This is a genomic window from Stenotrophomonas sp. YJH_SMC_82, assembly GCF_059368875.1.
Map to the genome: position 1 here is coordinate 73011 of NZ_JCAFSE010000006.1, position 20322 is coordinate 93332.

Consider the following 20322-nt stretch of genomic DNA (forward strand, 5'->3'; position numbering starts at 1 on the left):
GTGGATCATGGGTGCGGTCGGACCATGCCGGCCACGCCGACCTTGGCGGCGACCTGCGCCTTCAGCTGCTCGGCGTCAGCGCGGTTGGCCACCGGTCCGACGCGGACGCGATGCAGCGTGCCCTTTTCAGTGCGTACCTGCTCGACGAAAGCACTGAAGCCGGCGGCGCGGACCTTGTCGCGCAGCGCGTTGGCATCGTTGGCCTGGCCGAACGCGCCCAACTGCACGGCGAAGCCGACGCCACTGGCCGCCGGTGCTGTCGGCGTGGCAGGCGCCGGCTTGCTGGCGGCAGCCTCCGGCTTCGGCTCGGGCTTGGCGTCCGGCTTCGGAGCCTCGGGCTTCGGTGCCGGCTTGGGCGGCTCTGGTTTGGTGGTCGCCGTCGGCGTGCTTGGCGGCAGGCTTTCGCTGCGCACCGGGTTGCTGGTGGCCGACGGCGTGGTGGCCGCGGCCGGGGTGCTGGTGGTCGGCGCCGGCGTGGCGGCAACCGTCGCACTGCTGCCTGCCGCCGCATCCAGGGTGATGACTTCTGCCTTCACATCGGCGCGGATCTTGACCGCCTGCAGGCGCGCGGCTTCGGCCTGGGCACGGTCGGCATACGGCCCGACACGCACACGCCACGCCTGGCGCCCGCTGATGGTGGTGGTTTCGGCGAAGCCTGGCAGCTGCGAGCGCTGCAGGTAGGCGATCACCGCATCGGCGTCGGCCTTGCTGCCGTAGGCGCCAAACGTGACGGCGAAGTTGCCGGCGGCAACCGCCGGAGACGTGTCCACGGTCGGCGGCGTAGCCGGCGCGGCCGTCTCCTGCAGCGGCTTGGCCTGCCCGGTCTGCAGGCCGGTGGCTCCACCGGCCGGAGCAACCAGCGGCAGCTCACGGGTTTCGAACTGGCCATCGGCCGGTGCGTCCGGCGCGGCGATCGGCACCGAGGCCACACCGCTGTCCGGCGCCGGTCCCTTGACCAGCATCGGCAGGAAAATCACGGCCAGCGCCACCAGCACGATGGCACCAATCAGACGCTGTTTCAGAGGCGTATCCACGTGAGGCGGCAACTGTCCGGAGGTTGCGGTCGATTATACGGGTGCCGGACCGGACGGCGTCGGCATTGGCTGAACGCGGATCAGGCGGCGCCCTGCAACCATTGCAGCGCGGCAGCGGCGGTATGGAAGGAGCCGAACACCAGTACGCGGTCACCGCGCCCGGCCTGGGCCAGTACCTGTGCCAGCGCCTGCTCGACAGTATCAGCGCGCTGGGCCTTGGCCGCCGCCGTACCGGCCAGGCGGGCCTGCAACTGGGCAGCACTCTGCCCGCGCGGGCCGTCCAGTCCGGCCAGGGTCCACTCGCCGACCACGTCCTGCAGCGCCTGCACAACGCCCACCGCGTCCTTGTCCTGCAGCGCGGCGTACACCGCCAGGGTGCGCCCGGCCGACGCTTCGGCCTTCAGCGCGCGCGCCAGCTGGCCCGCCGCCTGCGGGTTGTGCCCGACATCGACACGGACCTGCACGCCGTCACGCTCGAACGCCTGCAGGCGGCCAGAGATGCGCGCCGCCGCGACACCAGCAGCCCACGCCGCACGCGGCACCGGCTTGTCCAGCGCGCGCAGCGCAGCGATGGCGGCACCCGCGTTGGCCAGCTGGATCGGGCCGGCCAGCGCCGGGGTCGGCAGTTCCATGCGCAGGCCGACATCGCGCCAGCGCCAGCGCTGGGCATCGATTGGTTCGTAGAAATAATCGCTGCCGCCGCGGATCGCGTTGGCGCCGACCAGGTAGGCACGTGCGAGCACGCTCGACGGCGGGTCGGTCTCGCCCAGGATCACCGGCTTCCAGCCACGGATGATGCCGGCCTTCTCGGTGCCGATCGCTTCGCGGTCCTCGCCCAGCCATTCGGCATGGTCGATGTCCACGGTGGTGATCACCGCCACGTCAGCGTCGACGATGTTGACCGCATCCAGGCGACCGCCCAGGCCCACTTCCAGCACCGCCAGGTCCAGCCCGGCGTCGGCGAACAGCTGCAGCGCGGCCAGCGTGCCGTACTCGAAATAGGTCAGCGTGATATCGCCACGCGCGGCCTCGATGGTGTTGAAGGCGGCGACCAGCGCCGCATCCTCCACATCGTGGCCGTCGATGCGCACGCGCTCGTTGTAGCGCAGCAGGTGCGGCGAGGTGTACGCGCCGACCTTCCAGCCGGCAGCACGCGCGATGGCTTCGATGAAGGCCACGGTGGAGCCCTTGCCGTTGGTGCCACCGACCACGATGGTGCGCTGGGCCGGCGCCCCCAGGCCCATCGCCGTAGCCACGGCGCGCACGCGCTCCAGGCCCATGTCGATGGTCGCCGGGTGCTGGCGTTCAATGTAGTCCAGCCAGTCGGCCAGGGTGGTCGGGGTGTTCGTCACGGCAGCGGTTCCAGCAGAAGCAGTTGATGCGAGGGGATGGATCAGAGTGCGCGGTGCTTGGCTTCGCCGAAGAACGGCGTGTGGTGGGCACAGTCGTTCAGGCGCACCACTTCCAGGCTGTCCAGGTCGGCGCCTTCGAGCAGGTTGAGCGTGGTCGGCGCCTGGCGGAAGGTCCACAGGCGGGAGATCGGCAGGCCCAGCACCTTGCACAGGATCACGCGGTTGACCGCATCATGGGCGACCACCAGCAGGGTGTCGTGCTCGCCGAGGCCTTCGGTGGCGCGGGCCAGGCCGCGCCAACTGCGCTCCAGCACCAGGCGCAGCGATTCACCGCCGGGCATCAGCACGGTGTCCGGCTCCTCGCGCCACGCCTTCAGGCGCGACGGGTCCTTTTCGTTGATTTCGCTGGCCAGCAGGCCTTCCCACTCGCCGTGGGCGATTTCCTGCAGCTCCGGCTCGGTCAGCAACATGTCGGCACGGGCGGCACCGAGTGCCAGCTGCGCGGTGCGCTGCGCGCGTGACAGCGGCGAGGCGACGGCACGGGTGATGTCCACCGAGGCCAAGCGGGCGCCCAGGGCCTGGGCCTGGGCTTCACCGATCGGCGAAAGCGGGATGTCGATCTGGCCCTGGTAGCGGCCTTCGGCGTTCCACGGCGTTTCGCCGTGGCGGGCAAGCAGGATGCGCATGCGTGCAAGGGGTCCTGGGGGGAGGAGGTTCCGCGTTTCGTTCACATCCTGTGAAGTGCGCGGAACAGGGATGATACCCGTTCGGCGCACCGGGCCGTGCCGGGCATGAAAAAACCCCGCGACGTGGATCGCGGGGTTTTGGAAACTCCGGCTATCTGGTCGGGGTTGCCGGCCAGCGGCCGGCACTACCGCAACGGGTTTATTTCGCCAGGTTCAGTTCCTTCAGCAGCGCCGGCGCCGGCGCCACTTCCTGCATGATCCACTGCATGTAGCGGCTGTCGACCGCGATCATGCGGGTCATCACCGGGTCGAACACCCAGTTGGAGCTGACCGATTCCCAGTTGCCGTCGAAGGCCAGGCCGACCAGCTTGCCGTTGGCGTCCAGCACCGGTGAACCCGAGTTGCCACCGGTGATGTCCAGGTTGGACAGGAAGTTCACCGGCACCGAGCCCACGCGCTTGTCTTCCAGGCCGCCGTAGCGCTTGGCCTTGACCGCGTCGAGCAGGGCCTTGGGCGCATCGAACGGATCGACGCCGGTGTCCTTGGCGACGATGCCCTCCAGCGTGGTGAACGGGGTGTAGGCCACGCCGTCCCTGGGCTCATAGCCCATCACGTTGCCGAAGGTGATGCGCAGCGACAGGTTGGCATCCGGGTACACGAACTCGCCCTGGCTCTTCTTGTAGTCAGCCAGTGCCTGCAGGTACAGCGGACGTGCGGTCAGCGACTCGCCTTCGCGGATCTTCTTCTGCTCTTCCTGCTTCAGCAGCGACGGCATGATCGCCACCGCGTACTGGATGGCCGGATCGGTGCTGGCTTCGAACGCGGCGCGGTCGGCCTTGAACCACTTCAGGCGTGCATCCAGGCTGCCCAGCTCAGTGCCCGACAGCTTGCTCACCAGTGCCTTGACCGCGCTGGCATCGCTGCCGCCCAGCCAGGTGTTCAGCACGTCGTTGTTGCGCTGCGCGGCCGGCAGGGCGACGTACTGGTCCAGCCAGTAGGTCTGCAGCTGCTGGTCCATCTTCGCCACATAGCGGCGATCCATCTGCTTCAGGCCGCCTTCCAGGGTCGGCAGGTCGCGCTGCTGGTAGCCGACCTCGCGCTCGGCGTCCGGCTTGGTGCGCTCGATCGACAGGCGGTACAGGCCGATGGCGGCGTTGACCGCCGAGGTGTTGTTGAACTGGCCGACGAACAGATCGCGCTCGCGGGTCGCCTTGCTGGTATCCAGGTGCTTGACCAGCTGCGCGTGCGCTGCCAGGGCCGGCTTGCCGGCGGCGCCCTGCTTCTTCAGCCAGGCCAGCACGGCGGCTTCTTCAGCCTGCTTCTGGCCAGCAGCGTCGATGCGCTTGAAGCCTTCCAGCTGGCCGGCGTAGTTCTTGGCCACGTTGTTCATGCTGGCCGCGGTGGCGGCGTACTTCACCTTGACGTCGGCGTCGGCCTTGCCCGCCTCATCGATCATCTTCAACACTGCGTTGTAGTGCCTGGCGATGGTCGGGTAGGTCCAGCTGGCGGTTTCGTTGAACTCACCGGCCAGCGCGTAGCGGTTGGTGCGGCCCGGATAGCCCGCCACCATCACGAAGTCACCGGCGCCCAGCGGCTGGTCGGTGAACTTCAGGAAGTGCTTGGGCTGGTACGGCACGTTGTCGGCCGAGAATGCGGCCGGCTTGCCGTCCTTGCCGACGTAGGCGCGGTAGAACGAGAAGTCGCCGGTGTGGCGCGGCCACATCCAGTTGTCGACGTCGCCGCCGTACTTGCCGACGCTGCCCGGGGGCGCGTAGACCAGGCGCACGTCCTTGATTTCCATGTTGCGGAACAGTCGGTAGGTGTTGCCGCCGGAGAAGGTGTACAGGCGGCAGCGGAAGCCGTCCTCGGCTTCACACGCGGCGACCTGGGCCTTGTCGAAGGCATCCAGCGCACGGCTGCGGGCCAGCGGGTCGTTGCCGGCGGCGGCAATGGCGGCCTTGGCCTGGGCGGTGACGTCGGTGATCTGGTCGAGCACGTAGACGCGGGCGTTCGGGCCGGCGCTCAGTTCATCGCTGTGCTTCGGCGCGTTGAAGCCGTCCTTGATCAGGTTCTTCTCGGCGGTCGAATTCAGCTGGATCGCACCGTAGGCGCAGTGGTGGTTGGTGACCACCAGGCCCTGCGGCGACACGAAGCTGGCGGTGCAGCCGCCGAGGGCGACGACCGCGCCCATCGGGTCGCCGGTAAGGTTGGACAGCTGCTCCGGGGACAGCTTCAGGCCGGCCTTCTGCAACGGACCGGCGATTTCCGGCAGCTGCTGCGGCACCCACATGCCTTCAGCGGCATGGGCGACCTGGGCCAGCCCGAGGCTGGCGACGATGGAGAATGCAAGCAGGTTCGAGCGCATGGAGCAGCCCCTGGTAGTGGAACCCTCGATTGTAGCCCGCCGCCCTGCCCCGGCCCGAACCCCGGAAGTCATGGGCCTACTTCTTGCTCTGCCATGCGCACATCGGCCGCGCACATGGAATCGTCCAGAGGGGGCGTGGTCACCCTGGCCGGGACCGTTGGCGCCATGGGCCGGGCGCATGCGACTGGCGGGTTGGGCAGGACGCCCAACCCCGGTCTTGCCGTGTGCGCAGGATAGCGCGCACGAGCAAGGCGCCATCGAGCACCATGGATGGGCTTTTGCGTGTCCCGGCCAGGGTGACCGCGCGCCCTCCCCAGGAATCAAGGAGGCGCTGCTGTTTGCAGCACGTTCGAAACGCCCGTCGGCGCACGCCTTTCGTTCCGCCATTGCACCCGCAGCGCAACATGGGAAATCCGCGCGGCACCCTATAATCCGCGCTTTCCCCCTGATGAGTTCCACCCCGATGGCGCAGCAAACGATGAAGGCCCTGGTCAAGCGCGAAGCGGCCAAGGGCATCTGGCTGGAAGAAGTTCCGGTTCCGACCCCGGGCCCGAACGAGGTCCTGATCAAGCTGGAAAAGACCGCGATCTGCGGCACCGACCTGCACATCTACCTGTGGGACGAGTGGAGCCAGCGCACCATCAAGCCGGGCCTGACCATCGGCCATGAGTTCGTCGGCCGCATTGCCGCGCTCGGCTCGGCAGTGACCGGCTATGAGATCGGCCAGCGCGTCTCGGCCGAAGGTCACATCGTCTGTGGCCATTGCCGCAACTGCCGTGGCGGCCGCCCGCACCTGTGCCCGAACACCGTCGGCATCGGCGTCAACGTCAACGGCGCCTTCGCCGAATACATGGTGATGCCGGCCAGCAACCTGTGGCCGATTCCGGACCAGATCCCGTCGGAACTGGCCGCGTTCTTCGACCCGTACGGCAATGCCGCACACTGCGCGCTGGAATTCGACGTGATCGGCGAAGACGTGCTGATCACCGGCGCCGGTCCGATCGGCATCATCGCCGCCGGCATCTGCAAGCACATCGGTGCGCGCAACGTGGTGGTGACCGACGTCAACGACTTCCGCCTGAAGCTGGCCGCCGACATGGGCGCCACCCGCGTGGTCAACGTCGCCAACCAGTCGCTGAAGGACGTGATGAAGGAGCTGCACATGGAGGGCTTCGACGTGGGCCTGGAAATGAGCGGCAACCCGCGCGCGTTCAACGACATGCTCGACTGCATGTACCACGGCGGCAAGATCGCCATGCTCGGCATCATGCCCAAGGGCGCCGGCTGCGACTGGGACAAGATCATCTTCAAGGGCCTGACCGTGCAGGGCATCTACGGCCGCAAGATGTACGAGACCTGGTACAAGATGACCCAGCTGGTGCTGTCCGGCTTCCCGCTCGGCAAGGTGATGACCCACCAGCTGCCGATCGACGAGTTCCAGAAGGGCTTCGACCTGATGGAAGAAGGCAAGGCCGGCAAGGTCGTGCTCAGCTGGAACTGACCCGAAGGGTCAATTCCCCCGCATGTTTCCTTATCCCCGCGCCTTTGGCGCGCCCCCTTGAACAACAAGGGGGCTCTTCCCCAGATGGGATCAAGAACACCGCGGAACTGAAAAAGGCGCCCGATGGGCGCCTTTTTCGCAATGCGTGCCAGGCAAGCTTGGCACCTACCGTAACGCCTGCGGCGTTACTTGCCCACGGCCACGGTCAGCAGCACCCGGCTGTGGGCCAGCTTGCCCGAGTTCTCGCGTCCATTGCCGTCGGTGCCGTAGTAGCCCAGGCCGACGTTGAACAGGCCGAACTGGCGGCTGACGCCGACGTTCCAGTCGGTATAGTCCTTGGCGATGCCGTCCTCGAAGGTGCTGCGACCGACGTTGGCATTCAGCGTGAAGTCCTTCGGCAGGCCCCAGCTGCCGCCCAAGCCGTAGTACCAGCCATCGGTGCCGCTGTTCCACTGGTCGTTGGTGTAGGCCACGGTCAGCTTGTAGGTGTCGTCAAGCGTGGTGGTGGTCACCAGCTCGTTGTAGTTCTGGTGGCTGGCACCGAGGTAGGTGTAGCGGTTCAGCAGCACGTCGAAGTTGACGCGCGAAGTGACGTCCACGCCATAGCCGATCTGGTAGTCGATCTCGGTGTTCGGATCGCCCGGACCGAAGTCCACGCCCGAACCCCAGACACCGGCATACAGGCCCACCGGCGAGGTGTAGGTGAAGCCCGCCTGCAGGGTCGGCTTCTCGTCGGTCTGCGACACGCCACGGAACAGGTAGTCGGAAACGGCGGTGACATTCCAGCTGTACGGCGATTCGTTCTCCTGCGCGCTGGCGGCGAACGGGGCGGCCAGGGTCAGGGCAGCGGCAATGGCGAGGCAGGCACGGGCGTGCTTCATGAGCGTCTCCGGTGGGGGCGGTGGCGTGGCGTGGAAGGCGGGAGCGGCCGGAGCGCGACAGCTCCGGTTCACGAATTCTTAACCACTTTGCTATTGCGATGCAACATGCGCTGCCCATGGCGATGCCCCATCCAGCCCGGTTGATGACCGGCGATGCCCGGTAGAATCAGCGGTTTCCCCGTTCAGAGCCGTGCCCACGCCATGACCGACGTCTCCTCCGCCCTGACCCGCCACTACGCCGAGGAACTGGACGCCATCCGCGCCCAGGGCCTGTTCAAGTCCGAGCGGATCATCACCAGCCCGCAATCGGCCGAGATCACCCTCGACGACGGCCGCAAGGTGCTGAACTTCTGTGCCAACAACTACCTGGGCCTGGCCGACCATCCGGACCTGATCCAGGCCGCCAAGGACGCACTGGATACCCACGGCTTCGGCATGGCCTCGGTGCGCTTCATCTGCGGCACCCAGGACCTGCACAAGCAGCTGGAGAAGCAGATCGCCGATTTCTTCGGCAAGCAGGACACCATCCTGTACGCGGCCTGCTTCGATGCCAACGGTGGCCTGTTCGAGCCGCTGCTCGGCGAGAACGACGCGATCATTTCCGACGCGCTGAACCATGCTTCGATCATCGACGGCGTGCGCCTGTGCAAGGCCAAGCGCTTCCGCTACGCCAACTGCGACATGGCCGATCTGGAAGCGCAGCTGCAGGCCGCCGATGCCGCAGGCTGCAAGACCAAGCTGATCACCACCGATGGCGTATTCTCGATGGACGGCTTCATCGCGCCGCTGGACGAGATCACCGCGCTGGCGAAGAAGTACAACGCGCTGGTACACATCGACGAATGCCACGCCACCGGCTTCCTTGGCGCTACCGGCCGTGGTTCGGCCGAGGTCAAGGGCGTGCTGGAGAAGATCGACATCATCACCGGCACTCTGGGCAAGGCCATGGGCGGCGCGCTGGGCGGCTTCACCTGCGCCAGCGCCGAGGTGATCGAACTGCTGCGCCAGCGCTCGCGCCCGTACCTGTTCTCCAACTCGCTGCCGCCGCATGTGGTGGCCGCCGGCATCAAGGCGTTCGAAATGCTGGCTGCCGCTGACGACCTTCGCAGCACGCTGGCCGAGAACACCGCCTACTTCCGCGAGAAGATGACCGCCGCCGGTTTCGACGTGAAGCCGGGCGTGCATCCGATCAGCCCGGTAATGCTGTATGACGCACCGTTGGCGCAGAAATTCGCCGAGCGCCTGCTGGAAGAAGGCATCTACGCGATCGGCTTCTTCTTCCCGGTGGTGCCCAAGGGCCAGGCCCGCATCCGGACCCAGATCAGCGCCGCGCACAGCCGCGAGCACCTGGATCGCGCGATCGATGCGTTCACCCGCATTGGTGTCGAACTGGGCGTGGTCAAGGGCTGATCATGCCGGGGTCGGATCCCTTTCCTGCGGAAAAGGCCCTGACCCCGCTGGTCAAAGCGTGCCGACCAAGGTCGGCACCTACCGGGCTGGATGGCTGCCGACCACGGTCGGCACCCGCCGTGGCCTGAGGGCGTGCCGGCCAGGGTCGGCACCGCCAGGCGTCACTTCTTTTTCTTCTTGCCCTTCGGCTCTTCCTTGCTGGCCACCACTACCGGCTTGGCGGCGGCGTCCTGGCCGTTGCCCTTGGCAACGCGGATGCCGTTGGCCTTCATCCAGGCATCGAACTCATCGGCGGTCATCTTCTTGTCGCCGTTGCTCATCAGGAAGCGGTAACTGCCGCGACCATCCAGCTCCGGGGTCTTCACTTCCACCACCGGGGTCTCGGCAGGCGTTTCCGCCTTGGCCACCTTCTTGTGGCCGCCACAGGCGGCCAGCAGCACCATCGGCAGCAGCAGGCCTGCGCAGCGCAGGGTTTGGTTGAGGGTCGGGTGGTACATGGGCAGGCTCCGTTCGGGAAATTCAGCAACCAGGCGCCCCCTACGCCTGGAACGGTGGCCGGCGACTGCCGGCCGCGGGCGATGATCAGCCCGGTGCAGCGGCCCCCAGCCGCTGCTGGTCGCTGACCTCCAGCACCCGCCATTGCCCCTTGCCGAGATCGCCGAGCAGCAGCCCACCGATCGCGACCCGGACCAGGCGCAGCACCTGCAGGTCGAAGGCCGCCAACAGGCGGCGGATATGGCGGTTGCGTCCCTCGTCGAGGACCACCTCCAGCCATGCGGTCTTGTCGCCACTGCGCAGTACGCGCACGGCCTGGGCGACGAGGAACTCGCCCTCGTCCTCGACACCGGCGCGCAGCGCGGCCAGGGTGTCCTCATCGGGAAGACGATCCACCTGCACGTGATAGGTCTTCTGCGGGCCGGTCTCCGGATCGGTCAGGCGCGCCGCCCACTGCGGATCATTGCTGAACAACAACAGCCCTTCGCTGGCCTTGTCCAGGCGCCCGACCGGCGCGATCCACGGCAGGCCGGCACCATCGAAGCAGCGATACACCGTGTCGCGACCACGCTCGTCCTGCGCCGTGGTCACCACGCCGCGCGGCTTGTTGAGCACCAGGTACAGCCGCTGCGGCGCATCCATCGGCCGGCCATCGACTTCGATCGGCGGGTGCGGACTGGCAATCGGGAACTCGGGATCACGGATGATGCGGCCGGACACGCGCACGCGGCCCTCGGCAATCCAGCGCGCAGCCTCGCTGCGTGAGCACACGCCGGCCTTGGACAGCACGCGCGCCAGGCCATGGCGCACGCCATTGGAGACATCCGGAACCGCACGCCCACGCGATGCGTGGGAGCGGGCAGCGGGGGCAGCAGGTGGGCGGCGCGTGCGCAAGCCTCTGCTCCCCGCCGCGCTTACTTCTTGTCGACCGGCTTGGTCTCAGCCGGTGCTTCGGCCGCAGCCGGAGTGGCGGCCGGAGCCGGACGCGCCTTGACCACACGCACGCCACGCGCCTTCATCCAGGCGTCGAACTCTTCGGCGGTCATGCGCTTGCCGTTCTGGCTCATGTCGAAGCGCCAGGGCGTGTTGTCGAATTCGGTCTGCGGCTTGTAGGCCGCCGGATCGTTCGGCTTCACCGCCGGTGCGCTCGGAATGGCCTTGGCGATGTTCTGGCACCCATCGATGCGCAGGCGCTGCAGCACCTGGTCCAGCGACTGCGACGGATCGTAGTTGCTGCTCAGCACGCCGGCCGGCATGCCCAGCTGGTTGCCACGGATGTAGAGCTCGTCGGCCACCGGCGCGATGGTCGTGGCCGGCAACGGCAGCGGCGAGGCGCTGGTGTTGACCGAGCAATCGACCGCAGCGTGGGCGGCGGGAACCAGGGCCAGCGCCAGGAAGGCGGCCGATGCAGAGCGCAGCATGAAGGGCATCCAGGAAAGGAAGTGACGCGGCGAGTTTAGCAATGCCGCGACAGCTTTCAAGCGCCACTTTCAATGAATACGGCAACTCATTGGTTTTATGGGCAAAATCCCGACGAACGGTTACTCCCGCGCCTGATACGCCGGGTTCCGGACCGCAGAAACAACAAGACCCGGCCGAAGCCGGGTCCTGCTGTGTCCTACTGGCAGAGCGTCAGAACTTAGTTCTGGACGTTCAGCTCGGTACGACGGTTCTTGGCGCGACCTTCCGGGTTGTCCGAACCATCCGGGTTGGTGTTCGGAGCAATCGGACGGCTCTCGCCGTAGCCGATCGGGCCGACCAGGCGACCGGCGTCGACGCCGTTCTTGGTCAGGTAGTTGTACACGGCGGTGGCGCGACGCTCCGACAGCTTCTGGTTGTAAGCGTCGGTACCCTTCGAGTCGGTGTGACCGGCAACTTCAACGCGCAGATCCGGGTAACGCTTCAGGATCTCGGTGGCTTCGCTCAGGATCGCCACGGCGTCCGGACGCAGGTTCGACTTGTCGAAGTCGAAGTTGACGCCCTTCAGGTCGATGGAGACCGGAACCGGGCAACCGTCCGGACCGATGGTCTGACCCGGCTGCGAGTTCGGGCACTTGTCGTCGCAGTTGTTGACGCCGTCACCGTCGTCATCCAGGTCGGCGCAGCTCGGGGCAACCGGAGCCGGAGCCGGAGCAGCCGCGACCGGAGCCGGGCCCAGCGGGATCACGACGCCGACCGAAGCCAGCACGTCGCCGAACCAGCTCTCGTCCTTGGCGGCGATGCTCTGGTCGTCGAAGTCAGCGCGGTAGGCCACTTCGGCGCGGACAGCAACACGCTTCTCGAAGGTGGTCTGCAGGCCGACGCCCAGCTTGGCGGCAACGTTGCCGTCCTTACGCTGGCGCGGACCGTTGTTGTCGATTGCAGCGTACTCTTCTTCCGACTTCTGGTAGCCCAGGCCACCGACGATGTACGGGTTCCAGCCGCGGCCTTCCTTGATGAAGTGGCGACGCAGGTCCAGCGAGACGCCGTACTGCGACCAGTTCAGGTCCTGGTTGCTGTCGAAGTTCGGGTTCTGGTAGTTCAGTTCACCGTCCAGCGACCAGTTCGGGCTGATGAACTTACCCAGGCCCAGGGTCACGAACGGAGCGTCATTGGTCAGACGGTCGCTGTCCTGGAAGTTGAAGCCGGCCGAACCGGTCAGGTACCAGCGGTCATCGAACTCCTGCGCCGAAGCTGCCTGGGCGAAAGCCAGGCCGCCCAGCAGCGCGGCAGTAAGGATCTTCTTGTTCATTGAGTACAGCTCCTATTTCGGGGGTATGAAACCGGTAGAGGCATGGGCCAGCACTAGTGCGTCGATGTACGACAGCCGATTCAGCACGCCACCGCCGCGAACATTATGCTCAGGCGGGTGAAGGCCATGTTAACAGTCCCGTAACATGTGAAGTGTTGCGCCCGACCGTCGACCGGTCCGACGTTGAAACCCTATACAGGATGATGAAAATCCGCAAGACCCACACGCTGCAAGGGTTTGACGGGGTTTAAGCGCGAAAACCGACATACTGCGCAGCACATTGCATCGCACGGTTCAGCAGGTTTGCGGAAACGTGAGGAACCTTATGATGGGATCACGAACCCAGCCGGAGCCGTGATGAAAGCCGTCGCCCTGAGTCGTGAATACGCACCTGCCCTGCGTGATGTCCTGCTGCCGCCGCCGCTGCCTCCTCGCGGCCGCGATCTGCTGGTGCGGATCGAAGCGGTATCGGTCAACCCCGTCGATGGCAAGCAGCGGGCCGCTACCGATCCGGCCACCCTTGAGGTTCCCCGGGTGCTCGGCTGGGACGCCGCCGGTGTGGTCGAAGCCATCGGTGACGAGGCCAGCCTGTTCGCCTCTGGTGACGAGGTCTACTTCGCCGGTGACGTTACCCGGCCGGGCTGCAACGCCCAGTACCAGTGGGTGGACGAGCGCCTGGTCGCCCGCAAGCCGACCACGCTCGATTTCGCCGAAGCCGCCGCACTACCCCTGACCACGCTGACCGCCTGGGAGCTGTTGTTCCAGCGCATGCCGCTGCATCTGGATGATCGCCGCCATGGCGGCCAGCACCTGCTGGTGATCGGCGGTGCGGGAGGCGTGGGCTCGATGGCGATCCAGCTGGCCCGCCATGCCGGCTTCGAGGTGATCGCCACCGCCTCGCGCGAGGCCTCGATCGACTGGTGCCGGCAGATGGGGGCCACGCATGTGATCGACCATCGGCAGCCGCTGCAGCCCCAGCTGCAGGCACTGGGCATCGACGCAGTGCAGGTGGCGCTCAACCTGGCCGACACCGATCACTACTGGGACGAACTGGGCCAGCTGCTGGCACCACAGGGCCATGTCGGCCTGATCGTGGAGCCGCGTGGCGCACTGCGCATCGGCGATCCGTACAAGGCCAAATGCATCGGCATCCATTGGGAGTTCATGTTCGCGCGCTCGCGCTTCGCCACCGCCGACTGCATCGAACAGCATCGCATCCTCAGCCGCGCCGCCAGCATGATCGATGCCGGCCAGCTGCGTGGCACGCTCAGTGAAACGCTGGGCACGATCAATGCGGCCAACCTGGACATCGCGCATCAGCGCCTGGCCAGCGGGCACACGGTGGGCAAGCTGGCGCTGGTGGGCTGGGACAACTGACGCCGTGATGTAGGCCGAGCCCACGCCAGGCTGCTACGCCTGCCGCCACCAGCAGAGCACGGGCGCGGCCCTGCTCAACCGCCCGCCTGCAGGATCGGCGCGGCCTGTACCAGCGGATTGGCTGGGATCTGTATCTATGGCCTCAAGGAAATCAGGGATACGGTGGAAACAGATATCCCCTCCCCCGAGCCCGCCATGCCTACCGCCCTGCCCCTGCGCCTGCTGCAACTGATCACCGGCCTGTTCCTGTATGGCTTCGGTGCCTCGCTGATGATCCGTGCCGCCATCGGCGTGGCGCCCTGGGACGTGCTGTCGCAGGGCATCGCCGCACAGACGCCGCTGTCCTTCGGGCTGGCGACCAATGTCATCGGCGCACTGGTGCTGTTGCTGTGGTGGCCACTGCGCCAGAAGCCGGGCGTCGGCACGGTGCTCAACGTGATGCTGATCGGTCCCTCCGCACAGTTCGGGTTGTGGCTGCTGCCACCGGCCATCGGCGTGGGCTGGCAGCTGGCGATGTTCTCTGCAGGCATGCTGCTGGTCGCGCTGGCCACCGGCCTGTACATCGGCGCCCGCCTCGGCCCGGGACCGCGCGATGGCTTGATAACTGGCCTGCATGCCCGCACCGGTTGGCCGATCTGGAAGGTGCGCAGCCTGATCGAAGGCAGCGTATTGCTGCTGGGCTGGTGGCTGGGCGGCAATGTCGGCCTCGGCACCCTCGCCTTCGCCCTGCTGATCGGCCCGCTGTGCGGCGTCACGCTGGGCTGGTTCGGGATCGGCCGCCCCCCGGTCGTACCCGCCGCTGCCCGGCAGCCGCAATCACCCTGAGCTGCCCCGAATGCCGGCCAGCGGCCGGCACTACCGCCCCCGGAGTTCGGGGGCAGCGCCGCAGGCGCGGGGGGTGGAGGCCGGTAAGTGGGGCCCGCGATTCGCGCAGCGAAACGCGGGAGCGACAGCACGCATGTGCCGAGCGTACCCGGCCAGCGGCCGGCACTACCGCCCCCGGAGTTCGGGGGCAGCGCCGGCGCCATCCAGCGGCCCTTGCCCCGGCCGCCGTTTCGCGGCACGCTTCGCGCTTCCGTACGCAAGCGTATCGACCATGTCGCCAGCCAACGAAAGCGCCTATCCCCATCTGTTCGCCCCGCTGGACTTGGGCTTCACCCAACTGCGCAACCGCGTATTGATGGGCTCGATGCACACCGGCCTGGAGGATCGCGCCCGCGACTTCCCGCGGCTGGCGGCGTACTTCGCCGAGCGCGCCGAGGGCGGCGTCGGCCTGATCGTCACCGGCGGCTTCGCACCGAATGTGGTCGGCTGGCTGAAGCCGTTCGGCGGCAAGCTGTCCTGGCCCTGGGAAGTGCGGCCGCACCGCCAGCTCACCGCCGCCGCGCACCAGCACGGCGCGAAGATCTGCCTGCAGCTGCTGCATGCAGGCCGTTACGCCTATCACCCCTTGTCGGTGGCACCGTCGAAGCTGAAGGCACCGATCAACCCGTTCACCCCGCGCGCGTTGTCGGCCAGCGGCGTCGACCGGCATATCGCCGATTACGCACGCAGCGCGAAGCTGGCCCGCGAGGCCGGCTACGACGGCGTGGAAGTGATGGGTTCGGAGGGCTACCTCATCAACGAATTCATCGCCCCGCGCACCAACAAGCGCACCGATGCCTGGGGCGGCGACGCGCGCCAACGCATGCGCTTCGCGGTCGAGATCGTACGCCGCATCCGCGAGGCCTGCGGCCCGGACTTCATCATCATCTATCGCCTGTCGCTGGTGGATCTGGTCGACGACGGCAGCAGCTGGGAAGAAATCGTGCAGCAGGCGCAGGCCATCGAGGCGGCCGGCGCAACGATCATCAATTCCGGCATCGGCTGGCACGAAGCGCGCATTCCGACCATCGCCACCTCGGTGCCGCGTGCTGCCTTCGCCGGGGTCACCGCCAAGCTCAAGCCGCATGTGAAGGTGCCGCTGGTGGCGACCAACCGCATCAACATGCCCGACGTCGCCGAGCGCATCCTCGCCGCTGGCGGCGCCGACATGGTGTCGCTGGCACGCCCGCTGCTGGCCGACCCGCAGTGGCCGAACAAGGCCCGTGCCGGCCGCGCCGAGGCGATCAACACCTGCATCGCCTGCAACCAGGCCTGCCTGGACCACGTGTTCGAGAACAAGCTGGCCAGCTGCCTGGTCAATCCGCGCGCCGCGCACGAGACCGAGCTGGTCTATCACCCCACCGCCACGCCGAAGAAGATTGCCGTGGTCGGTGCCGGCCCTGCCGGCCTGGCCTGTGCCACCGTCGCTGCCCAGCGCGGCCACCAGGTCACCCTGTTCGACGCCAATGATGAGATCGGCGGCCAGTTCAACGTGGCCAAGCGCATCCCCGGCAAGGAAGAGTTCCACGAGACCCTGCGCTACTTCCGCCACAAACTGGCCGAAACCGGTGTGCAGCTGCGCCTCGGCACCCGCGCCGATGCCGCCCAGCTGACCGGCTTCGACGAAGTGGTGCTGGCCACCGGCATCACGCCGCGCAGAGTTGATTTCCCCGGTGCCGACCACGCCAGGGTGGTCAGCTATCTGGACGTACTGCTGGGCCGGGTCGAAGTGGGCGCCAGTGCGGCGATCATCGGCGCCGGCGGCATCGGCTTCGATGTCGGCGAATTCCTCAGCCACGCCGGCGAGTCCCCCTCCCTCGACCCGCAGCGCTGGATGGCCGAATGGGGCGTGGACAGCACCTTCGAGGCCCGCGGCTCACTGGCCAGGCCGGAGGTTGAAACCTCGCCGCGCCGGCTGTGGCTGCTGCAGCGCAGCCCGGGCAAGCCCGGCGCGCGCCTGGGCAAGACCACCGGCTGGATCCATCGCGCCACGCTGAAGGCCAAGGGCGTGCGCATGCTCGGTGGCGTCGAGTACCTCGGCGTGGACGACGCGGGCCTGCGCATCCGCGTGGATGGCAGCGAACAGCTGCTGCCGGTCGACCATGTGGTGATCTGCGCCGGGCAGGAACCCAACCGCGCGCTGCAGGCCGAACTGCAGGCGGCCGGCATCAACGCGCAGCTGATCGGCGGTGCCGACGTGGCCGCAGAACTCGACGCCAAGCGCGCCATCGACCAGGGCAGCCGGGTTGCCGCCGGGCTCTGATGAGCGCCTGAATGGGGGGCGGAATGTGATTTCCGTCACCCTCATTGAACCTGAATGTCAAGCCGAGCGGTTCACGATGCGTTCGGCTACGCCCCCCTACCTTGCGCCATCTTTCCGCTCACCAGCCAGTTTCCGGTGAGCCGGCGCAGCCCCACGATCGGTACTGGTCGTTTCTTTTGGGGCTGCCCAACGGGGCGGCCCCGATGGCCGCCTCCCCATGACGCCAAGTCGTACCCCGCCTCCTGTCGCCCTGCGGCCGGAACCGGAGGGTGCGACCCATACGGAGCAAGGAGTTATATGAAACTGGCCTGGATTCTCTGGCTGTCGCAGTTGTTGCCGCAGCCGGCCGCTGATTCACTGTGTTTGAGCACCACCGTTTACCTGGAAGCCCGCGACCAGACACTGCGCGGCCAGCAGGCCGTCGCCGAGGTCGCACTGCGCCGTCTCGACAGTGGCCTGTGGGGCGACTCGATGTGCCAGGTGGTCACCGCGCGCAAGCAGTTCGCACCGACCATCGTCTCCCCCGGCACCCAGTTGGGCAACGACGCGGCCTGGAGCGAGGCAATGAACGTGGCCTTCGACGCCGAGCGCAACTGGGCGCTGCCGGCCGGCGAGCGCCGCGAGATCGTGCCCGGTGCCAGCCACTTCGCCGCGCTGTCCATCGCCAGCCCGAACTGGCGCAATGCCTACCAGGTGGCCACCATCGGCGATCACACCTTCTATAAGGTGCAGAACCTCAAGCCGCGGCAGTCGTAACGATCCGTGCCGGCGGCAGCGTTGCCGCCTGCCGGCAGGCTCTGGGATAGTGGGCGTTTCCCGCCCGCATCACCTGGAGTTCCCATGAAGCTGTACAGCAAGCCCGGTGCCTGTTCCACCGCCGACCACATCGCCCTGCAGTGGACCGGCCAGCCGTTCGAGGTTGAACTGCTGAACAAGGACACCCTGAAGGGTCCGGAATTCCTCAAGATCAATCCGGCCGGTGCCGTTCCCGCGCTGGTCGACGGCGACTTCGTGCTGCTGCAGAACGCCGCGATCATGGGCTACATCGCCGATCGCTTCCCGCAGGCCGGCCTCGGCGGTGACGGCAGCCCGCGCCAGCGCGCCGAAGCCACCCGCTGGCTGGCGTTCGTCAATTCCGACGTGCACCCGGCCTTCTCGCCGCTGTTCGCGCCGGGCAAGTTCATTGCCGACGAAGGCCAGTACGACGCGATCCGCGCCGCCGCGCACAAGCGCCTGCGTGGCCTGTTCGAGACCGCCGACAGGCAGCTGGCCGACAAGCCCTGGCTGGCCGGCTTCCGCAGCTTCGCCGACCCGTACTTCTACATCACCCTGCGCTGGGCCGCCGGCACCAAGGTCGACCTGTCGGGCCTGGACAATCTGGCCGCCTACAAGGCACGCATGGATGCCGATGCCGGCGTGCAGGCCGCGCTGAAGGCCGAAGGCCTGGCCTGACCTTGGTCAGGGGTCAGAGCCGTTCGCGTGGCGGACGGATCTGACCCCACCGGCCACCAGACGGGGTCGGATCCGCCTGCGCAGCAGGCGGCTCCGACCCCTCGATATCATTCGCGCGATCAGCCGATCTGGCGGATCACTTCCCCCTTGGCATCGCGCAGGTAGGTCGGCACCACTTCGATGCGCAGCGCCCCCGCCACCGGGTAAACCCCGCGCTCGGCGCGCACCCCTGCCAGGGCCTGCAGGCCCGCCTCGTCCAGTGACCAGCGCGCGCTGTCGGCGGATACGTCCGCCGCTTCACCGCCCCCATGCGCGATGAACTCCCACTGCCGCTCGCGGCTGGCCAGTTCCAGCGATTTGCCGTGGCGCAGGCGCAGCGGCAACAGTTCGCACACGCTGGCGACCTGACCGGCGCCGAGCACCAGCGTGGTGACGCCCGCCTCCTGCCGCCAGTCCAGGGTCTCGATGAACAGCATGCCGGTGCTGGAACCCTCGCGTTCGCTGCCGGCCTGCACCCGCTGTGCCAGCGCAGGGTCCTCCAGCAGGTTGTCGCGATGCAGATCGCTGATCCACAGCGGCATCGCCGGCAGCAGCGCCTGCAGCGCGCCACGCGTCGACCAGCGCTTGACCGCCTCCATCTCCTCATCGGTCAATCCGACCAACTGCAGGAACTGCAGATGGCCGTTGGCCGTGTCCCGCGCCGGCAACTGCGGGTCCGCAATGAAGGCCAGATGGCACAGCCGCGTGCCGGTCTCCAGCGCGATCGGACCGTTGGCGTTGAGGTGATGGCCATCCTCGAACACGTTGCCACTGCCGAACACGTAACGCGCCAGGTTCTGCAGCAGGTTCATCGGCCACACCGGCGGGGTGCTGCCGGCGTTCTCACCGGCCTCGGCAGCCAGACGGAAGGTCAGCTCGAAGCCATAACCGCTGGCATCTGCATCACTGCTCTCCTTGGCGTACAGCTCGGAGAAGCCGTAGGTGATGTAATGCCAGTGCGGTACCGGCGCATCCGCCCAGTACACGCTGATGCCATCCAGTGGATCCTGGCCACCGAGCGTGTACGGAAGCGCGGTGCCGAAGTGGCGCGGCTCCTGGCCGGCATACAGCGGCGCCAGCGCCGCATTGATCGCGTCCCAGCCTGGGGTGTCGGTGTCGTCGTGGTCGTCCTGCACGCGGGACTCCTTGTAGGGAAGTGAACCGATCACTTTACGCGGTGGCTCAGGCCTGCACGACCTCACTGCCAGCGTTCAGCACCGCCGCCTGGGTTTCCTGCCACCAGCGCTGCGCCAATGCCGGGCTGCGTGCCTTGCCCACCGCCGCCAGCAACTCCGGGCACAAGCGCTCCAGCGCCAGCGCGTCGGTGCAGCGTTCGATCTTCAACTGCATGAAGTAGCCCTTCAGGCCCAGGTGGCGGCGCACCGCCTCGCTCATCGCGTCGTACAACTGCTGGTACAGCGCCGGGTCCTGTTCGCGCCCGGTGCTGATGCCGCGCGCCGGCGCCACCTCTGCGCTTCCGCCGATCACTTCGATCAGGCCCTGTGCTGACAATTGCTCCAGCGCGTCCGGTGGTGCCCGCAGGCCTTCGAACAGGCCACGCAGTTCGGTGTCGTTGCGATGGCCATCGACCATCAGCAGGATCGAACGCAGTGCCGCCGGCAGGCGCCGGCTACGGTCTTCGATTTCCTGACGGCCAGCAGCCGTCTTGGCGTGCAGCAATGCCATTGCCTCCCCCTCGCTCGATGCGCAATGCCGGCGCGCCCTCGCGGGCACGCCCCCCTGTGTTGCCATCTCCGGACGGCACGCGCGTTCCCCGGCGCGAGCCGCGTATTGCAGGTCGATGACAGGCCGAGCTTAGCGCAAGTACTGCGGGTAGTGCCGGCCGCTGGCCGGCAACCTCGGGGTGGATGG

General features: G+C 67.4%; 18 protein-coding genes. 7 read left to right on the forward strand and 11 right to left on the reverse strand.

Features of this window, described 5'->3' with window-relative positions; genetic code table 11:
- Window positions 1-5: 5 nt before the first annotated feature.
- From AC5P53_RS19715 to AC5P53_RS19730, 4 genes are all read right to left on the reverse strand, one after another.
- Window positions 6-1034 carry an SPOR domain-containing protein gene (locus AC5P53_RS19715; protein WP_075076711.1) on the reverse strand — a complete coding sequence of 343 codons (1029 nt, stop codon included), beginning with the start codon at window positions 1032-1034 and terminating at the stop codon, window positions 6-8.
- Window positions 1035-1114: 80 nt separating this feature from the next.
- Window positions 1115-2386 (reverse strand): bifunctional tetrahydrofolate synthase/dihydrofolate synthase, encoded by a 1272-nt coding sequence (folC, locus tag AC5P53_RS19720; protein WP_046429107.1) that lies wholly within the window; start codon window positions 2384-2386, stop codon window positions 1115-1117.
- 41 nt (window positions 2387-2427) lie between these two features.
- On the reverse strand, window positions 2428-3072 hold the full coding sequence (locus AC5P53_RS19725) for a histidine phosphatase family protein (RefSeq protein WP_014646078.1): 645 nt from the start codon (window positions 3070-3072) through the stop codon (window positions 2428-2430).
- Between the two features lie 199 nt (window positions 3073-3271).
- Window positions 3272-5437, reverse strand: a complete 2166-nt coding sequence (locus AC5P53_RS19730; RefSeq protein WP_046429104.1) for a S46 family peptidase — start codon at window positions 5435-5437, stop codon at window positions 3272-3274.
- Window positions 5438-5915: 478 nt separating this feature from the next.
- Here AC5P53_RS19730 and tdh point away from each other — a divergent pair, with 478 nt between their 5' ends.
- Window positions 5916-6938, forward strand: a complete 1023-nt coding sequence (tdh, locus tag AC5P53_RS19735; RefSeq protein WP_032955954.1) for an L-threonine 3-dehydrogenase — start codon at window positions 5916-5918, stop codon at window positions 6936-6938.
- Window positions 6939-7123: 185 nt separating this feature from the next.
- Here tdh and AC5P53_RS19740 read toward each other — a convergent pair whose 3' ends face one another.
- Window positions 7124-7819 (reverse strand): TorF family putative porin, encoded by a 696-nt coding sequence (locus tag AC5P53_RS19740; protein WP_014646076.1) that lies wholly within the window; start codon window positions 7817-7819, stop codon window positions 7124-7126.
- 201 nt (window positions 7820-8020) lie between these two features.
- Here AC5P53_RS19740 and kbl point away from each other — a divergent pair, with 201 nt between their 5' ends.
- Window positions 8021-9229: a glycine C-acetyltransferase gene (kbl, locus tag AC5P53_RS19745; RefSeq protein ID WP_041863091.1), complete on the forward strand. Its 1209-nt coding sequence runs from the start codon at window positions 8021-8023 to the stop codon at window positions 9227-9229.
- 161 nt (window positions 9230-9390) lie between these two features.
- Here the strand turns inward: kbl and AC5P53_RS19750 are convergent, their stop codons facing one another.
- The 4 genes from AC5P53_RS19750 to AC5P53_RS19765 form a co-directional block, all read right to left on the reverse strand.
- Window positions 9391-9726: a hypothetical protein gene (locus AC5P53_RS19750; RefSeq protein WP_005415439.1), complete on the reverse strand. Its 336-nt coding sequence runs from the start codon at window positions 9724-9726 to the stop codon at window positions 9391-9393.
- Window positions 9727-9811: 85 nt separating this feature from the next.
- Entirely contained in the window at window positions 9812-10618 is an 807-nt protein-coding gene (locus tag AC5P53_RS19755) for a pseudouridine synthase (RefSeq protein ID WP_277878321.1), read from the reverse strand.
- A 20-nt stretch (window positions 10619-10638) separates the two neighbouring features.
- Window positions 10639-11145 (reverse strand): hypothetical protein, encoded by a 507-nt coding sequence (locus tag AC5P53_RS19760; protein WP_014646073.1) that lies wholly within the window; start codon window positions 11143-11145, stop codon window positions 10639-10641.
- A 218-nt stretch (window positions 11146-11363) separates the two neighbouring features.
- Complete coding sequence (locus AC5P53_RS19765; RefSeq protein ID WP_014646072.1) at window positions 11364-12455, reverse strand: OmpA family protein; 1092 nt, start codon at window positions 12453-12455, stop codon at window positions 11364-11366.
- Window positions 12456-12812: 357 nt separating this feature from the next.
- Here AC5P53_RS19765 and AC5P53_RS19770 point away from each other — a divergent pair, with 357 nt between their 5' ends.
- The 5 genes from AC5P53_RS19770 to AC5P53_RS19790 all read left to right on the forward strand — a co-directional run bounded on the left by AC5P53_RS19770 (window position 12813) and on the right by AC5P53_RS19790 (window position 18411).
- Window positions 12813-13832, forward strand: a complete 1020-nt coding sequence (locus tag AC5P53_RS19770; RefSeq protein ID WP_049408097.1) for a zinc-binding alcohol dehydrogenase family protein — start codon at window positions 12813-12815, stop codon at window positions 13830-13832.
- A 195-nt stretch (window positions 13833-14027) separates the two neighbouring features.
- Window positions 14028-14657 carry a membrane protein YczE gene (yczE, locus tag AC5P53_RS19775; RefSeq protein WP_241887134.1) on the forward strand — a complete coding sequence of 210 codons (630 nt, stop codon included), beginning with the start codon at window positions 14028-14030 and terminating at the stop codon, window positions 14655-14657.
- Window positions 14658-14928: 271 nt separating this feature from the next.
- Window positions 14929-16959, forward strand: a complete 2031-nt coding sequence (locus AC5P53_RS19780) for an FAD-dependent oxidoreductase (protein ID WP_241887133.1) — start codon at window positions 14929-14931, stop codon at window positions 16957-16959.
- Between the two features lie 297 nt (window positions 16960-17256).
- Entirely contained in the window at window positions 17257-17715 is a 459-nt protein-coding gene (locus AC5P53_RS19785; protein ID WP_004154513.1) for a cell wall hydrolase, read from the forward strand.
- A gap of 84 nt (window positions 17716-17799) precedes the next feature.
- Window positions 17800-18411, forward strand: coding sequence for a glutathione S-transferase N-terminal domain-containing protein (locus AC5P53_RS19790; RefSeq protein ID WP_032955882.1), 612 nt, complete (start codon window positions 17800-17802; stop codon window positions 18409-18411).
- A gap of 119 nt (window positions 18412-18530) precedes the next feature.
- Here AC5P53_RS19790 and AC5P53_RS19795 read toward each other — a convergent pair whose 3' ends face one another.
- Together AC5P53_RS19795 and AC5P53_RS19800 are read right to left on the reverse strand one after the other, a co-directional pair.
- The gene (locus AC5P53_RS19795) at window positions 18531-19586 is read right to left on the reverse strand and encodes a suppressor of fused domain protein (protein WP_495227499.1); all 1056 of its coding nucleotides are present in this window, start codon (window positions 19584-19586) and stop codon (window positions 18531-18533) included.
- 46 nt (window positions 19587-19632) lie between these two features.
- Window positions 19633-20136: a hypothetical protein gene (locus AC5P53_RS19800; protein ID WP_014646066.1), complete on the reverse strand. Its 504-nt coding sequence runs from the start codon at window positions 20134-20136 to the stop codon at window positions 19633-19635.
- Window positions 20137-20322 lie beyond the last annotated feature (186 nt).

What these genes read in the sequence shown, in the direction of transcription:
- AC5P53_RS19730 (WP_046429104.1), bottom strand. Translation starts at nt 5,437, where the DNA reads ATGCGCTCGAACCTGCTTGCATTCTCCATCGTCGCCAGCCTCGGGCTG.
- AC5P53_RS19750 (WP_005415439.1), bottom strand. Translation starts at nt 9,726, where the DNA reads ATGTACCACCCGACCCTCAACCAAACCCTGCGCTGCGCAGGCCTGCTG.
- AC5P53_RS19785 (WP_004154513.1), top strand. Translation starts at nt 17,257, where the DNA reads ATGAAACTGGCCTGGATTCTCTGGCTGTCGCAGTTGTTGCCGCAGCCG.
- AC5P53_RS19780 (WP_241887133.1), top strand. Translation starts at nt 14,929, where the DNA reads ATGTCGCCAGCCAACGAAAGCGCCTATCCCCATCTGTTCGCCCCGCTG.
- AC5P53_RS19800 (WP_014646066.1), bottom strand. Translation starts at nt 20,136, where the DNA reads ATGGCATTGCTGCACGCCAAGACGGCTGCTGGCCGTCAGGAAATCGAA.
- AC5P53_RS19790 (WP_032955882.1), top strand. Translation starts at nt 17,800, where the DNA reads ATGAAGCTGTACAGCAAGCCCGGTGCCTGTTCCACCGCCGACCACATC.
- AC5P53_RS19765 (WP_014646072.1), bottom strand. Translation starts at nt 12,455, where the DNA reads ATGAACAAGAAGATCCTTACTGCCGCGCTGCTGGGCGGCCTGGCTTTC.
- kbl (WP_041863091.1), top strand. Translation starts at nt 8,021, where the DNA reads ATGACCGACGTCTCCTCCGCCCTGACCCGCCACTACGCCGAGGAACTG.
- AC5P53_RS19725 (WP_014646078.1), bottom strand. Translation starts at nt 3,072, where the DNA reads ATGCGCATCCTGCTTGCCCGCCACGGCGAAACGCCGTGGAACGCCGAA.
- AC5P53_RS19740 (WP_014646076.1), bottom strand. Translation starts at nt 7,819, where the DNA reads ATGAAGCACGCCCGTGCCTGCCTCGCCATTGCCGCTGCCCTGACCCTG.
- AC5P53_RS19760 (WP_014646073.1), bottom strand. Translation starts at nt 11,145, where the DNA reads ATGCTGCGCTCTGCATCGGCCGCCTTCCTGGCGCTGGCCCTGGTTCCC.
- yczE (WP_241887134.1), top strand. Translation starts at nt 14,028, where the DNA reads ATGCCTACCGCCCTGCCCCTGCGCCTGCTGCAACTGATCACCGGCCTG.
- AC5P53_RS19770 (WP_049408097.1), top strand. Translation starts at nt 12,813, where the DNA reads ATGAAAGCCGTCGCCCTGAGTCGTGAATACGCACCTGCCCTGCGTGAT.
- tdh (WP_032955954.1), top strand. Translation starts at nt 5,916, where the DNA reads ATGAAGGCCCTGGTCAAGCGCGAAGCGGCCAAGGGCATCTGGCTGGAA.